Annotated in this window: 16 protein-coding genes; 7 read left to right on the plus strand and 9 right to left on the minus strand. The window is 71.9% G+C overall.

Annotated elements, in window-relative coordinates; all coding sequences use genetic code 11:
- Window positions 1-7 precede the first annotated feature (7 nt).
- Together LX12_RS05550 and LX12_RS05555 are read left to right on the plus strand one after the other, a co-directional pair.
- Window positions 8-610 (plus strand): TetR/AcrR family transcriptional regulator, encoded by a 603-nt coding sequence (locus LX12_RS05550; protein ID WP_253653518.1) that lies wholly within the window; start codon window positions 8-10, stop codon window positions 608-610.
- The gene (locus LX12_RS05555; protein ID WP_253653519.1) at window positions 607-2,148 is read left to right on the plus strand and encodes a glycerol-3-phosphate dehydrogenase/oxidase; all 1,542 of its coding nucleotides are present in this window, start codon (window positions 607-609) and stop codon (window positions 2,146-2,148) included. The genes LX12_RS05550 and LX12_RS05555 overlap by 4 nt, the downstream gene beginning before the upstream one ends.
- Before the next feature lie 7 nt (window positions 2,149-2,155).
- On the opposite strand, the gene LX12_RS05560 is transcribed toward LX12_RS05555, so the two are convergent.
- Window positions 2,156-3,250: an aminotransferase class V-fold PLP-dependent enzyme gene (locus LX12_RS05560; protein WP_253653520.1), complete on the minus strand. Its 1,095-nt coding sequence runs from the start codon at window positions 3,248-3,250 to the stop codon at window positions 2,156-2,158.
- 80 nt (window positions 3,251-3,330) lie between these two features.
- Here LX12_RS05560 and LX12_RS05565 point away from each other — a divergent pair, with 80 nt between their 5' ends.
- Entirely contained in the window at window positions 3,331-3,933 is a 603-nt protein-coding gene (locus LX12_RS05565; RefSeq protein ID WP_253653521.1) for a hypothetical protein, read from the plus strand.
- Here the strand turns inward: LX12_RS05565 and LX12_RS05570 are convergent.
- Both LX12_RS05570 and LX12_RS05575 read right to left on the minus strand, forming a co-directional pair.
- Window positions 3,896-5,236, minus strand: a complete 1,341-nt coding sequence (locus LX12_RS05570; RefSeq protein WP_253653522.1) for an MFS transporter — start codon at window positions 5,234-5,236, stop codon at window positions 3,896-3,898. The genes LX12_RS05565 and LX12_RS05570 overlap by 38 nt on opposite strands.
- A gap of 74 nt (window positions 5,237-5,310) precedes the next feature.
- Window positions 5,311-6,276 carry an NADP-dependent oxidoreductase gene (locus LX12_RS05575; protein ID WP_253653523.1) on the minus strand — a complete coding sequence of 322 codons (966 nt, stop codon included), beginning with the start codon at window positions 6,274-6,276 and terminating at the stop codon, window positions 5,311-5,313.
- 80 nt (window positions 6,277-6,356) lie between these two features.
- Here LX12_RS05575 and LX12_RS05580 point away from each other — a divergent pair, with 80 nt between their 5' ends.
- Together LX12_RS05580 and LX12_RS05585 are read left to right on the plus strand one after the other, a co-directional pair.
- Window positions 6,357-6,920: a TetR/AcrR family transcriptional regulator gene (locus LX12_RS05580; RefSeq protein WP_253653524.1), complete on the plus strand. Its 564-nt coding sequence runs from the start codon at window positions 6,357-6,359 to the stop codon at window positions 6,918-6,920.
- A gap of 61 nt (window positions 6,921-6,981) precedes the next feature.
- A complete protein-coding gene (locus tag LX12_RS05585; protein ID WP_253653525.1) occupies window positions 6,982-7,605 on the plus strand; it encodes a YqgE/AlgH family protein in 624 nt (207 codons plus the stop codon).
- 26 nt (window positions 7,606-7,631) lie between these two features.
- On the opposite strand, the gene LX12_RS05590 is transcribed toward LX12_RS05585, so the two are convergent.
- On the minus strand, window positions 7,632-8,054 hold the full coding sequence (locus tag LX12_RS05590) for a nitroreductase family deazaflavin-dependent oxidoreductase (protein WP_253653526.1): 423 nt from the start codon (window positions 8,052-8,054) through the stop codon (window positions 7,632-7,634).
- Between the two features lie 144 nt (window positions 8,055-8,198).
- On the opposite strand from LX12_RS05590, the gene LX12_RS05595 reads away from it, so the two are divergent.
- Both LX12_RS05595 and LX12_RS05600 read left to right on the plus strand, forming a co-directional pair.
- Window positions 8,199-8,888, plus strand: coding sequence for a hemerythrin domain-containing protein (locus LX12_RS05595; RefSeq protein WP_253653527.1), 690 nt, complete (start codon window positions 8,199-8,201; stop codon window positions 8,886-8,888).
- Window positions 8,889-8,935: 47 nt separating this feature from the next.
- On the plus strand, window positions 8,936-9,481 hold the full coding sequence (locus LX12_RS05600; protein ID WP_253653528.1) for a molybdenum cofactor biosysynthesis protein: 546 nt from the start codon (window positions 8,936-8,938) through the stop codon (window positions 9,479-9,481).
- Window positions 9,482-9,484: 3 nt separating this feature from the next.
- Here the strand turns inward: LX12_RS05600 and LX12_RS05605 are convergent, their stop codons facing one another.
- From LX12_RS05605 to LX12_RS05625, 5 genes are read right to left on the minus strand one after another with little or no spacing between them, the layout of a single operon-like run.
- Window positions 9,485-10,834: an FAD-binding oxidoreductase gene (locus LX12_RS05605; protein ID WP_253653529.1), complete on the minus strand. Its 1,350-nt coding sequence runs from the start codon at window positions 10,832-10,834 to the stop codon at window positions 9,485-9,487.
- A complete protein-coding gene (locus tag LX12_RS05610; protein WP_253653530.1) occupies window positions 10,831-11,841 on the minus strand; it encodes a class I SAM-dependent methyltransferase in 1,011 nt (336 codons plus the stop codon). Before LX12_RS05610 ends, LX12_RS05605 begins: the two co-directional genes overlap by 4 nt.
- Window positions 11,838-12,221 (minus strand): RidA family protein, encoded by a 384-nt coding sequence (locus LX12_RS05615; RefSeq protein ID WP_253653531.1) that lies wholly within the window; start codon window positions 12,219-12,221, stop codon window positions 11,838-11,840. The genes LX12_RS05610 and LX12_RS05615 overlap by 4 nt, the downstream gene beginning before the upstream one ends.
- Window positions 12,218-13,309 carry an alpha-hydroxy acid oxidase gene (locus LX12_RS05620; RefSeq protein ID WP_253653532.1) on the minus strand — a complete coding sequence of 364 codons (1,092 nt, stop codon included), beginning with the start codon at window positions 13,307-13,309 and terminating at the stop codon, window positions 12,218-12,220. Before LX12_RS05620 ends, LX12_RS05615 begins: the two co-directional genes overlap by 4 nt.
- Entirely contained in the window at window positions 13,306-14,712 is a 1,407-nt protein-coding gene (locus LX12_RS05625) for an amino acid permease (RefSeq protein WP_253653533.1), read from the minus strand. The genes LX12_RS05620 and LX12_RS05625 overlap by 4 nt, the downstream gene beginning before the upstream one ends.
- Window positions 14,713-14,726: the final 14 nt, after the last annotated feature.

Consider the following 14,726-nt stretch of genomic DNA (forward strand, 5'->3'; position numbering starts at 1 on the left):
ACACAACATGTCAACCAGTAATGCGGTTCTCGACGCGGCGCGGCGGTGCCTCGTGCGCAGCGAGGGACGGAAGGTGACGCTGGCCGAGGTCGCACGGGAGGCGGGCGTCAGTCGTCCGACCGTCTACCGCCACTGGCCGGAGATCTCCGCCGTGATCCGCGATCTGCTGACGCGGGAACTCGCGCACCTCAGCGCCGAGCACCTGTCGGCGGTGGACGACGCGCTCGCCCGCGGTGAGGGCGTCCTGGACGCGGTGGTCGCCGCGGTGGTGCGGGTCGCCGACGCCGTGACCGCGGATCCGCTGTTCGAGTCCCTCACCCGCCGACAGCCCGACCTGCTCGCGCCGTACGTCTTCGAACGCTTCGGTGCGAGTCAGCAGATGGCGCTGGAGAGTCTCGCGACGCGCCTCACCGCGGCGCAGGACGTCGGTGCCGTCCGCCGCGGCGACGCAGACCGCATCGCGGCCATGGTCATCCTGGTCGCCCAGTCCGCCATCACCGGCCGCGCCACCGTGGCGGCGATCATCGGCGACGACTGGGCCGACGAACTCGCCCGTGTGGTGCGCGGTTACCTCGCACCCGACCCGATCTCGGAGGACGATTCCCGATGAGCACACGCCGCCCCGATTTCGCCGGCGACCTGGGACCGCGTCGTCGCGAGGCCGACCGCGTCCGGCTGCGTACCCAGCGCGCGCCGTGGGACGTCCTCGTCGTCGGTGGTGGCGTGACCGGTGTCGGCGTCGCGCTCGACGCCGCCTCGCGTGGACTGTCGGTGGCGCTGGTCGAGGCCCACGACCTGGCGTTCGGCACGTCACGGTGGAGCAGCAAGCTCGTCCACGGCGGCCTCCGCTACCTCGCGTCGGGCCGGGTCGGCATCGCGTGGGAGAGCGCCGTCGAGCGCAACCACCTGATGACGACGATCGCGCCGCACCTTGTCAGCCCGCTCACCCAGGCCATCCCGATCACGTCGCGCGGCGCGGCGACGATCGTCCACTCCGGGCTGCTGCTCGGTGACCTCCTCCGCCGCGGCGCGCGGACCCCGCGCAGTGTGCTGGCGCCGCCGCGCCGGATCCACGCCGACGATCTCGCGCGCCTGTGCCCGGCTGTCTCCCTCGACGGTGTGAAGGGCGCATGGACGTCGCAGGACGGGCAGCTCGTCGACGATGCCCGCCTCGTCGTCGCGATCGCGCGGACCGCGGCCGCCCACGGCGCGACGGTCGTCACCGGCGTGCGGGCCGACGAGATCACCGGCCGCGGTGCGCGCCTCACCGACACGGCAACCGGGGAGTCGTTCGACGTGGCCGCGCGCACCGTCGTCAACGCCACCGGCGTGTGGGCGGGCACCGTCGACCCGTCCATCGCCGTCCGGCCGAGCCGCGGTGCGCATCTCGTCGTGTCCGCCGCGCGTCTGGGCAACCCGACCGCGGCGCTGACGGTGCCCGTCGCCGGGTCACACAGCCGGTTCGTCTTCGCGATCCCCGCCCAGCTCGGACGGGTGCACATCGGACTCACCGACACCGACGCGCCCGGACCCGTCCCCGATATCCCGACCGCCACCGAGGACGACGTCGACTTCATCCTCGACACGATCAACACCGCTCTCGCGCGGCCGCTCACGCGCGACGACATCGTGGGGACGTTCGCCGGTCTGCGTCCGCTGCTGGAGTCCGACGGCGCGACCGCCGACGTGTCGCGGGAGCACTCGGTCACCCGCAACGACGACGGCGTGATCACCGTCGTCGGCGGGAAGCTCACGACCTATCGGAAGATGGCGTCGGACGCCCTCGACCTCGCCGTCGAGCACGGCGGACTGGACGCACACCCCTGTGTGACCGCGTCCATCCCGCTCATCGGTGCGCAGGGACCGCGCAACCGGCGTCTGCCCGCGTCGCTGCTGGCCCGGCACGGCGGCGAGGCCGACCGGGTGGTCGCGATGTCGACCGTCGGTGCGCCGCTCGCACCCATCGCCCCGGGGATCGACGTGACGCGCGCCGAGATCGAGTTCGCCGTCACCGCCGAGGGCGCCCGCGACGCCGACGACATCCTCGCGCGTCGCACGCGGATCGGGCTGGTCGACGCCGACGCGGCCCGCGCGCGCCCTGCGGTGGTGCACATCCTCGACCAGATCGGGGCGGCCCACACCGCCTAGTGGCGGGTCACCAGCCCATGCCGAGGAGTTCGGCGGCGAGGCGGTCGAGGTGGGTGTCCTCCACGTCGAGGTGCGGGCTGATGCGCAGCACCGACCGCTCCTCCCGCGACAGTGGTGCCCGCCAGGTGTCGGCGCAGGTGACGAGGATGCCCCGCGAGCGCAGTGCCTCACGCGCCGCCGCGACGTCGGAGTCCTGCCATCCCGGCGGCGGTGCGAGCGTGGTGATCGCCGACGGCTCGTCGAGCGGTTCGACGACCTGCCAGCTGCCGACGCCGTCGAGTCGTGTGCGGGTGCGCTCGCCGATCGTCGCGAGTTCACGACGGACCCGCTCGAGTCCGTAGCTCTGCAGTTCCTGCACGGCCGTGCCGAAACCGATGCGGCCGGCGATGAACGCCTCCGAGCTCTCGATCTCGACGGGACGCAGCGACGTGTCGCTCACCGACAGGAACCCGACGCCGCGTGGGCCGGCGAGCCACTTGCGGCTGGTGCCGTAGACGATGTCGGCTCCGGTGACGCAGTCGACCTGGCCGATGGCCTGTGCGGCGTCGACGACGACGGGCACGCCCACGCGGTGGGCGAGTTCGACGATCTTGGCGGCCGGTTGCACCACGCCGCTGTGCGAGCCGATGTGGCAGACGTGGATCACGTCGGGCTGCTCGAACTGCAGCATGTTCTCGAGCGCGTCGGTGTTCACCCGGCCGGTGTCGTCGGTGGACGGCATGGTGTGGACCGAGTAGCCGCGGCGCTCGAACTGATCGAGGTTCGGTCCGTACTCGGTGGGGCAGACCCACACCGTCGCGGAGACGGGCATGTTCCAGTAGGTCAGCAGCGCACGCAGCGCGGACAACGCACTCTCGCGGAACGCGATGCCGTCGGGGTCGTGTCCGACCATCGCCGCGAGGTCGCGGCGGGCACGGTCGAGTCGTTCGGCGCACTGCTCGGCGGCGACATAGGCACCGCGGGCGGACTCCCGCCACAGGTGGTCCGTCACCTCGCCGATCACCGCGTCCGACGAACGGGAGGCGGCCGCGGAGTCGAGGTGGACGATGTCGGGGGCGACGCGCGAGCGGTGCCACAAGTCCCCCAGCTCGCTGATGTACATGCCCCGCCTCTCCGCTCGACCGCGCTGTCACCGTACCGCCGCCCCCACGGGTGGAACCGGCCAGCCGTGGGCTGCGTCGAATGGACGTGGAGCCTGCTCACACCGACGATCTCGTCTACTCCTTCGGCACCGGTGACGGGTCCGTCCACACGTGGACGTCCCCGCTCGACCGCGACGTGTCCGGCGACGGTGTGCTCGACGCCCTCACCCTCGACTTCGACGGCGACGGGCACCGCGACGACGCGATGTGGGACAGCGACGGCGACGGCCGCGCCGACCTCGTCGTCGTCGACGCCGACGGTGAGTACCGCATCTATTCCGACACCGGACGCGGACTGTGGGACCACCGCGTCCACGACGTCGGCCCGGCCCCGCGCGAGCCGGCCGCCGAGCCCCGGGCCGCGGCGGCGCCGAGCCCGCCTGCCGCCCCGGCAGCCCCCACAACGCCGACTGCCCCCGACGGCATCGGCCTGGTCTTCCCCGCGGGCTCGTCGACGACACCGGTGCGGGTCCTCGTCGACCTCGACGCCGACGAGCGGGCGGACGCGGCCCTCGTCGACTCCGACGCCGACGGCGTCGCCGACCGATGGTTGGTGCGAGGTGATCCCGCCTTCGCCGACGGCAGCGGACGCGAGGACGAACCGCTCAGGTCGGCAGTCGGTCGCCGGGACGAACGGGGCTGAGCGTCTCGTCGCGAGGGGCGGGGTCCAGCCGCGGATGGATCACCCGCACGACGACGATCGCGACGACGTACAGCACCGCGCCGACGACGGGCAACAGCGGTGACCGACCGTCGGGGGCGATGGTGAGCGCCGCGACGGTGACCGCGGCGACGTAGGCGACGTTGAACACCGCGTCCTGCACCGAGAAGACCTGCCCGCGGACCGCGTCGTCGGTGTCGATCTGCATCGCGGCGTCCCCACACAGCTTGGCCATCTGTCCGATGAGCCCGAGCACCAGCGCGGCGACGCAGATCAGGACGGTGTCGAAGGACACCAGCGAGAGCTCGGCGACCGTGCCGACGGCGAGCGCGACGAACAGCGTCCGCCGGCGACCGAGGCGGGCGATGGACACGGGCGTCACCACGGCCGCGGCGACGAGCCCGACCGCGGTGAGCGTGGCGACGAGGCCGATGCCCGCGAGGCCGTCGGACGACCCGCCCGACGACCCGGAGTGCCGGGCGAGGACGAGCAGCATCAGGGTGTTCAGACCGAACACCAGCCGGTGCCCGCCGATGGCCGAGAGTGCCGCGAGCACCGTCGGCGTGCGGACGACGGCGCGGGCACCGTGGGCGAACCCGACGGCCACGGCCCGGAGCACCGGACCCCGGGGGTGACGCTCGTCGACATGGGCGCCGTCGACGTCGGGGTGGTCGGGTCCGAGCGCGAGTCGGCCGAACCCCACGGCGATGGCCGCCGCGACCACGGCCAGTGCCGCGGCGGTGAGTGTGGTCGCGGCGCTGCCGGCGTTGTCGGAGCCGAAGATCGCGCGCAGGCCGAGCGCGAGACCCGCGCCGAGCGCGAGGGCTCCCGAGCCGATGGTCGTGAAGGCGGCGTTGGTCGGGACCAGCCGCTCGCGGACCGCGACGTGCGGCAGCGCCGCCGACAGGCCGGACGCGACGAACCGGCTCGACCCGGTCACCGCGAGTGCGGCGACCAGCACGGCGTAGTCGGGGGCACCGAGCGCGATGGTCGCGGCGGCGATGCAGATCAGCAGACCGCGCAGCAGGTTGGCCCAGATGAGGACGGTCCGTCGGTCCCAGTGGTCGAGGAGCGCGCCCGCGAACGGCCCGATGACCGAGTACGGCAGCAGCAGCACGGCGAGTCCGCCGGCGACGGCGAGAGGATCGGCGTGACGCTCGGGGTTGAACAGGATGGCCCCGCCGAGCGCCGCCTGGAACAGGCCGTCGGTGAGTTGGCTGCTGATGCGCACGGTCAGCAGACGCCCGGCGAAGGGACGCTCGCACAGTGCACGAACAGCTTTCACGCACACGAGGGTACGACCAGCGCCGCAGCCGTGCCGTGACCTGTGAGATCGACGACCGGGACCGGCGGACTCCGTCAGGGCGCGACGAGCAGGACCACCTTGCCGCGAGGTGCACCGGACACACTGAGGTCGACGGCGTCCCGCCACTGCGGGAACGGCACGGCTCGCGCGATCGGCAGACGGAACGCGCCACGTGCGGCGAGCGCCGCGTAGGTCGCGAGCAGCTCGGGCAACGGCGTGAAGGCCGGCGACATCTCGTCGAGGTTGACCCGTGCGCCGGCGGCGCGCGCCTCGTCGTGGTTGCTGATGGTCATCACGCGCCGGGGGTCGCCGCCGGCGAGTGTGACGAGATCGTGAATCGTCCCCGGGCTCGGCCGCGCGGCGTCGAGGACGAGATCGACGTGCGAACCCCGGGGCAGGGCGCGTACCCGCTCGACCATCCCGGCGCCGTACCCGGTCACGTGAGCGCCGTACCGGGTCAGGTCGTCGCGATAGGTGCTCCCGGCGGTCGCGAGGACGTGGGCGCCGCGTGCGAGCGCCATCTGGACCGCCGCGTGGCCGACCATGCCGCCGGCGCCGTGGACGAGAACCGTCGCGCCCGCGTGGACGCCCATCGCCTGCAGGGTCCACGCAGCGGTCTGCACCACCATGGGCAGCGTCGCCGCCTCCACCGGAGCCAGACCGTCCGGGACCGGTGCCCAGGCGTCGAGGATCGCCACGTCCGCGGCACCCGCGCTCGGTTGCCGCGCGAAGTCGGCCGAGCCGACGACGAGATCACCGACGCCCGGGGCGCCCTCGGAGAGGTCCGGCCCGACGGCGTCGACGATCCCGGCGACGTCGTATCCGACACCGCGCGGCAGCGGGGCCTGCAGGAACCCTCGACACAGCTCCCAGTCGGCCGGGTTGAGGCCGGTCGCGATCGTGCGGACCCGGATGGTGCCGGCCGGCGGGTCCGCGACCTCGACGTGGTCCTCGCAGAGCACGTCGAGCGGTTCCCCGAACGAGTGGAAGCGCAGGACGCGAGACTGACGTGCAGGCATGTGTGCCTCCCGGGAGCAGAATCGTTGTGACAGTCACTGACACTACACGTAACGACAGCGACTGTCGCTACGATGGTGTGATGCCGAGGAGCGGAGCGGGAGCGCGCGCGAGACTGCGCGAAGCCGCACTGGACCTGTACGAGCAGCAGGGTTACGACGCCACGACGACCGCACAGATCGCCGAGCGGGCAGGTGTCACCGAACGGACGTACTTCCGGCACTTCGCCGATAAGCGCGAAGTCCTCTTCGACGGGGAGGCCGCTCTGCTGGACACGATGGTCGCCGCGATCGTCGACGCGCCCGACGACCTCTCGCTTCTGGCCCTCGTGCTGCGTGCCTACGACGGGGCTGTCCCGCTGGTCGTCGCCGGCCGCCCCGTCGCGCACCGCCGGGCGCGCATCATCGCGACCTCCCCGGCTCTGCAGGAGCGCGCCCGCGCCAAGGCCGCAGCTGTCGACGAGGCCGTGACCCACGCCGTCGCGGGACGCGGTGTCCCCGAGCCGACGGCCCGCCTGACCGCGCGGATCGGGGCGGCGATCTTCGAACGCGCCGTCGCGGACTGGAACGGGGTCGGCGCCGACGATCTCACCAGGCTGATCGATGCGGCGAGCGCCGAGGTGTCCGACCTCGTCCGGCGCGACTGAGCGTCGCGGGGTCAAGGCACCGCAGTGTGCCGGTGGTGCGTGCCACAATGAGGTGATGCCGATGCCGCATGATCCGGAGCACCAGGGACCCGAGTACGGGGGCCCGGACGACACGGTGTCAGCCAATCGGATTCGCGCCGGCAGCGTCCTCGTCGCGAGCACCACGCTGACCGAGCCGACGTTCCGCCGGACGGTCATCTACATCATCGAGCACAACGACGCGGGCAGCCTCGGGGTCGTCGTCAACCGGATGAGCCAGACCGCCGTGCACAACCTCCTCCCCCGGTGGACCGACCTGTCGGCCTCACCACGGGCGGTGTTCATCGGCGGGCCGGTGAAGCAGGACGCGGCCCTGTGCCTCGGCGTCGTCCGCCGCGGTGTCGACGCGACCGGGGTGTCGGGTCTGCGCCCGGTCGACGGACGTGTGGTCCTCGTCGACCTCGACGCCGATCCCGAGGAGCTGGCCGACGTGCTCGACGGGCTGCGCATCTTCGCCGGGTACTCCGGCTGGGGCATCGGCCAGCTCGAGGACGAACTGCGCCGCGACTCGTGGCTCGTCGGCTCAGCGCTTCCCGGCGACCTCCTGGCCTCGGCCCAGACCGACGTCTTCGCCTCGGTGCTCCGTCGGCAACCGTGGCCGCTGCCCCTCCTGGCGACCCACCCCGTCGACGTCGACCGGAACTGACGTCGCGGCGCTCGACGCCGCACCCGTCACTCCAGGACGAACACCGGGATCTGCCGGTCGGTCTTGGTCTGGTACTCCGCGTACGGCGGGTACGCGTCGACCGCGAGCGACCACCAGTGCTCCCGCTCGTCGCCCGACAGTTCGCGAGCGGTCATCTCGCGGACCTCGGTGCCGTCCTGCACCGTCACCGCCGGGTTGGCCTTGACGTTGTGGTACCAGGCGGGATGTCGCGGGTCGCCGCCCTTGGACGCGACCATCGCGTACTTGCCGTTCTCCTCGACCCGCATCAGCGGCGTGTAGCGCTTCTGACCCGACTTCGCGCCGGTCGTCGTGAACAGCACGACGGGTCGGCCCATCACCTCGACACCGTCGGTGGTGCCCTGCTCGAGGATCTTCTCGGTCTGGTCGCGAACCCAGTCGGTGGGGCTCAGTTCCGGTTTCTCCGCCATGCCGTCCATCAACGCCGCCGGGCCGTCAGGATTCCGCCGAACGCTCGTCGGTGCGTTCCGCGGTGTGCGCGCCAAGCGGCCTCCCAGTGATCTCCAAGCGGGCCGTCGGACCGTGGTCCCACCACACCGACACCGGAGGACACGATGACCACCAGCCAGACCGCCCCCGCCGCCGAACTCGACCTGCTCGGCATGCAGGTCGCCCACCGCGGCATGCTCGCCGACTCGGACCGTTTCGCGACGATGCTCGCCGCAGTCGGGGCCGGCGCGCCCTGCTCGCGACGCCGGGCGAGTGCGATCGGCGCGTACCTGCGTGACTTCGCCGACTCGATCCACCACCACCACACCGTCGAGGACGACGTCCTGTGGCCGTTGATCGTCGAGGCCGTCGGCGACTCGGTCGACCTGACCGAGCTCACCGACGACCACGACAGCCTCGACCCGCTGCTCGATCGACTCCGGTCGCTCACCGCTCATTTCGTCGCGTCGTACCGCACCGCGGACCCCGACCCGTCGACGGCTGCTGCGCTCGGTGGCCTGCTCCGCGATCTGCACACGCTGCTCGACGAGCACATCGCCGAGGAGGAGCGACTCGTGTTCCCGATCATCCGCGGGCACCTCTCGCCCGAGGCGTGGTCGTCGGTGGAGGAGACCGCCCGCAAGAGCGGCAAGCTCGGTTTCGAGTTCCCGCGGTTCCTCGTGCACACCACGCCCGCCGAGCTCGACCGTGCCCTCGCCGACGGCGGTGTCGGCCTGCGACTGATGCTCTCGGTCATCAAGGCCACCGCGGGACGCGCGTTCGCCCGGCGCGAGGCGGTCATCGCCGGCGCGTGAGCGCCTGCCCGACGCCGGCGCGGAAGCGGTTGTGCCACCGTGGACGCATGCACACCTACCCGATCGAGGTGGTGTCCCTCCTGGTGTCCCCGCGTCACGCGTACTTCGGGCGACCGAAGGACGGCGCCGCCGACGACGTGGAGACGTCGCATCCCGCGAGCGTCGAGATCGTCGCCGACAAGGGGATCCGTGGTGACCGGTTCTTCGGGGTGCGCGCCCACACCGAGGCGGCCGTGACCTTTCTCGCGCTCGAGGCGTGGGAGGCCGCGGCCGCCGACGCCGATCCCCACCTCGCGCGCCGCAACGTGATGGTCCGCGGACTCGAGCTGGACCCGCTGCGTGGCGTCGAGTTCACCCTCGACACCGGCGACGGACCGATCCGCTTCCGCGGCGGCCGTCCGGCACACCCGTGCTCGTGGATGGACACGATGGCCGGCTACGGCACGCGCAAGGCACTCATCGGACGGGGCGGCCTGCGGGCGCAGCCGCTCACCGACGGGATCCTCCGGGTCGGCCCCGGCGTCGTCGTCGCCGACGTCGACCTCGACCCGGCCCGCGCGGCCGATCAGGTGCGCCGGGCTCAGCCGATCTGAGTTCTAGGGGTCGAGAACCTTTCCCGGGTTGAACAGGTTCTGCGGGTCGAGCGCGGTCTTGACGGCCGCCATGAGGACGCACGCGGACCCGTGTTCGTCGGCGAGGTAGCGCTTCTTCGCGAGCCCGATCCCGTGTTCGCCCGTCGCGGTGCCCCCGACCGACAGAGCGTGCTCCACCATGCGGTCGGAGAAGCGGCGTGCCCGGTCGAACGTGGCACCCGAGTACGGCACGACCGCGTGGACGTTGCCGTCCCCGATGTGTCCGGCGGTGGTCACGTGGACGCCCAGCTCGTCGGCGACGCGGTGAGCGCGCGCGACCGCCTCGGCGATGCGTGAGTAGGCGACGGCGGTGTCGGTCACGAGAAAACCGTGGCCCGGATGCGCCGCTTTGATCGCCGGGAACAGCCGATGACGCATGTCCCACAGCGCAGTGCGGTCTGCGGCGGACTGCGCTCGGCAGCCGTCGAGGAGTCCGTGGTCCCGCGCGATGGCCTCCACGCCGTCGAGGACGTCCACCAACGCCGCGCTCGAGGTGGCCTCCACGTCGACGAACAGGGCGGGTGATGGCGGGAGCCCACCCCCGCAGAAGCCGTTCAGCGCGGAGGTCGCGGCGGCGTCGACGAATTCGAGTCTCGACACCGGTGCCGCCGTGCCGATCAGGTCGGTCGCCGCGTCGACCGCGGCCTCGACGTCGGGAAACGAGAGCCGAACCGACCCCTGCGAGTCCGGTACCGGGTGCAGTCGGACGGTGAGCTCGGTGATCACCCCGAGCGTGCCGCCCGAGCCGATGAACAGGTCCTTCAGGTCGTATCCACTGCTCGTCTTGGCGACCTGCCGCCCGAGCCGGTGGACGGTGCCGTCGGCCGTCACGACGGTCAGCGACAGGACGTTGCGGCGCATGCCGCCGTAGCGCACCGATGTCGTCCCGCTCGCGTTGGTGGCGGCCATGCCCCCGAGGGTGGCGTCGGCTCCGGGATCGACCGGGAAGTGCAGGCCGTATGGGGACACCGCCGCCGACAGCTGTCGCCGCGTCACCCCGGGCTGCACCACGGCGACGAAATCGGACTGGTCGACCCTGATGATCTCGGACATCGCGGAGACGTCCAGCATCACCTCGTCTCCCAGCGGCAGCAGATGGCCCTCGAGACTCGTCCGCGCACCCACCGGGATGACCGGGACCCCGACGGCGGCTGCCCATCGCACGCACGCCACGACGTCTGCGGTGCTGCGAGCGCGGACGACCCCGCGCGGCACCCGACCGCGTAGGCCCGTCTCGTCGCGGGTGAAGCCCTCCCGCACCGACAGACGCGTGTCGATACCGGGGGCGAGGACGTCCGCCGGGGTCGGGGTCATCGCTCGAGGATGGTCGTGACCAGCATGGTGTGGTCCGAGTGACGCTGTCGGACCGTCCATCCCAGCTCGGCGAACGCCGCGGTGTACTCCTCGTCGCTCCACAACCGGACGCCCGTGATCGCGTGGTAGATCTCGTAGGTCGGCGAGAACCACGGCTGCTGCGTCCATGACGGCGCGGTCAACCGGATGCCGTCACCGATCACCACTCGTCGCAGGTTCGGGAACCACTCCATCCATCCGCGGAGGACGGCCGCGATCCCGCCACCGTCGCTCGCCAGCTGGTGCAGGAGGAAGAACGACATCGCCGTCGTGACCGCGTCGCAGTCGACCTCGTCCAGCCAGGACGGCCGGTCGTCGGTCGACTGGACGGACCCGGTGAGCAGCGAGATCCGCTGCGCCAGGCCGCGTGCCGCCATGTCGACCGTGGCGTCTGCGATGACCCCGTCCTCGATGTCGACGCCGATGAACTGTTCGTGCGGCGCGAGCGCGGAGAGCAGGGCGACGCGTCCCGCGTCGGCGCATCCCAGGTCGATGGTGACCCCGGGTTCGTCGGCCGCCAGCGCGCCGCCGACGGCGGCCAGGATCTCCGGCCGACGGCGGGCGATGTCGGTGCAACCGCGTGCGACGTTGTCGGGCTCGGTGGCAGCGGGCACACGGTCGGCCTCACGCGCCGACGCCAGACGGCGGAAGGTGGGCTCCCAGCCGCGCACCGTCACCCGGACGAACCCCCGGTGGGCCGCGACGTCGCGTCCGGCGACCGTCAGCCGGAGTGTCTCCCCCTCGCGGATCAGCAGACCTGCGCGGGTGAGGCCGTCGGCGACGACGTCCTCCATGGGGGTGCTGACGTGGACGGGTACGCCATCGAGGAGATCTGTCCACCAGCCGTAGTCGTCGGCGGCGACGACGAGATGGCCTGCGGTGTGACCGTCGACGATGTCGCGCATCGACATCGCGGGGAGCTCGGTGGTGCCGTCGGTGTGTCGGGTGGTGGAGTCGGTGAGGGTCATGGTGTCTCCTTCGTGGTGCAGGCGATGGCCTGGATCTCGATGAGCAACCCGTCGATGGGCAGCGTCGCGATGGTGGTGGTGCGGGCGGGGACGCCCGCGGCCCCGGCGACGCTGCCGAGGAAGTACTGGGTGAACGCCGCGTTCCACGCGGCGAAGTGACCGCGGTCGGCGAGAAAGCACTCGAGGCGCAGGACCGCCGCGCGCGTCGAGATGTGCTGTGCCAGGACCTGGTCGAGTTGGTCGAGTACGTCGTCGCACTGCCGGGCGAAGTCCGGGAACCTCGGGACCATCGACGCGGTGTCGATGCTCGCGAGGCCCGAGGTGTACACCAGCCCGGCGTGGATGCGGGCAGACGGGAAGCGGGGCGCGGTCCGTGTCATCGGAGGATCTCCACCACCCGGTCAGAGGTGACGGCCCGCAAGTCGGCGGCACCGGCGAGAGTCATGAGGACGCGAAGTTCCTCGGTGACGAGCTCGAGGACGCGGGTGACCCCCGCCTCTCCCCCGGCGGCCAGCCCGTAGACGATGGCCCGGCCGAGGATGACCGCGTCCGCCCCGAGCGCGAGTGCCACGAAGACATCGGCGCCGGTGCGGAAGCCGCTGTCGACGACGACGGGCACGTCGGGCCCGACCGCCGCCCGGATCGCGGGCAGGACCGCGAGGCTCGACGGTGCCGGGTCGACCTGGCGCCCGCCGTGGTTCGACACGACCACTCCGGTGGCACCAGCGTCCATCGCCCGCAGCGCGGCGGCGGGCGTCAGGACACCCTTGGCGATCCACGGGAGTCGAAACCGGCGGGCCGCGTGCGTCAGATCGTCCCACGTCCACGCCGCCCCGCCGCCGGACATCAACTGCCCCATCACCTCTGCGACTCGTGGTGCGTCGCCGGCTGAGACCGGGGTGTTGCCGCAGAACGGCGTGAGATCGGGAGAGAACCGGTTCCGCATGTTGCGGGTCCGGAACCCACCGACGGGGCAGTCCACGGTCACGCACAGGGCCTCGTACCCGGCGTCGGCGATGCGCCCTGCGACGTCGACCGCACCGGCGAAGGGATGCAGCTGAGCCATCCGCGCCGCGGCGGGAGCGGTGGCCCGGAGGTCTGCGTAGGAGAAACTGCCCGCCTCGGGTGCGATGTCCACGACACCGAACGCCGCGGACGCCCGCATCACCGCGCGATGGCCGTCGGGGTGGAACAGGGTGTCCCCGCCGAAGGGTGCGGCCAGCAGGGGTGCCGACAACGGGATGTCCAGCAGGGTCGTCCCCGTGTCGGGAAGGGCGACGCCGCTCATCGGTTCCGGTACGACGGCCCACCGCGAGAGGGCCTGCCGGTTGCGCAGCAGCGTCGTCTCCCCGCCGGCCCCGCCCTCGAGGAAGTCGGCGACGTCCCCGGGGAGGACGCCCAGGGCGGTCTCGTGGATCTCGTCCAGCGACCCGAACTCGACGGTCGTGGGATACATGGTGTCGGTCACGCCGTCACGCCTTCGGTCGTCGCGACGGGCATCGGATCCTGCTGTGACACAGGCGCGGTGACGAGGTGTCGTCGTGAGTAGAGGAGGAACACCGCCACGCCGGCGGCGCTCCAGACCGCGAACCGAACCCATGTGAGCCCGTCCAGGGTGGTCAGCAACCAGACGCATCCGGCGATGGCGAGCACCGGGATGAGCGGCATAAGGGGGACGCGGAACGTCCGGGGTCGCTCGGGTGATCGGTAGCGGAGCACCATCACCCCGAGGGCGACTGCGGCGAACGCGAACAGTGCACCGATGTTGACCAGCTCGGCGACCGTGTCGATGGGGAGGAGCCCCGCGATCACCGCGCCGACGACACCGAGCACGAGCCCGAGGCGCCGCGGCGCGCCGCGTGACGACGTCGCCGACAGGCCCCGGGGCAGCATGCCGTCGCGGCAGAGGGCGAAGACCAGCCGGGTCTGACCGTAGAACAGCATGAGCAGGCCCTTGGTCAGGGCGATCACGGAGGCGACGAGGATGACGTCGCCGATCCAGCCCGCGCCGAGCGCCTCGAGAGCGGTGGCCACCGGTGCCTCGTTGTTCAGGGACGGATAGGGGGCGACGCCGGTGAGGACGGCGGCGACGGCCACGTAGAGCACGGTGGCGATCACGACGGATCCGATGATCCCCCAGGGCAGGTCGCGACCGGGCCGCTTCGTCTCCTCCGCCGAGGTGGCGACGATGTCGAAGCCGAGGTAGGCGAAGAAGGCCAGTGCTGCACCGGCCGCGATTCCGTGGACACCGAACGGGGCGAACGGGGTCCAGTGCGACGTCGAGATGTGCGGTGCCCCGATCGCGATCACCAGGACGAGCACACCGACGGTCACCACGACCAGGGTCTTGACCACGGCCGCGGTCATGCGCACGTCGAGCACGAGGATGCCCACGATGACGGCGACGATCGCCACGGCCGGCACGTTGATCACCCCACCCGCCGACGGTCCCGCGGTGACAGCGGTCGGCAGGGTCACCCCGAACAGGCTCTTGCACGCGGCGGTGAACAGACCGGACCACCCGATCGCGACCGCGGATCCTGCGACGACCAACTCCAGCAACAGATTCCAGCCGACCAGGAACGCCGGACCCTCGCCCATCGACTCCCGCGTGTAGGTGTAGGCGCTCCCGGACCGCGGTGTCATCGACGCCAGCTCGCTGTAGCAGAGCGCGACCAGCACGCAGATGACGCCTGCGAGCACGAAGGACAGCATGATGGCGGGGCCGGCTTTCGTGGCGGCGGCCACGCCCGTGGTGACGAAGATGCCGGCGCCGACGATGGCTCCGACCCCCATCGCGATGAGGTCGACGCGGCCGAGGCGTCGCCGGAGCGCCGGCGCGGTGGCAGAGGAAGCGGGCAGGTGGGACATGGGATCCTCGCGGT

Source organism: Williamsia serinedens, assembly GCF_024171725.1.
Lineage (GTDB): Bacteria > Actinomycetota > Actinomycetes > Mycobacteriales > Mycobacteriaceae > Williamsia_A > Williamsia_A serinedens.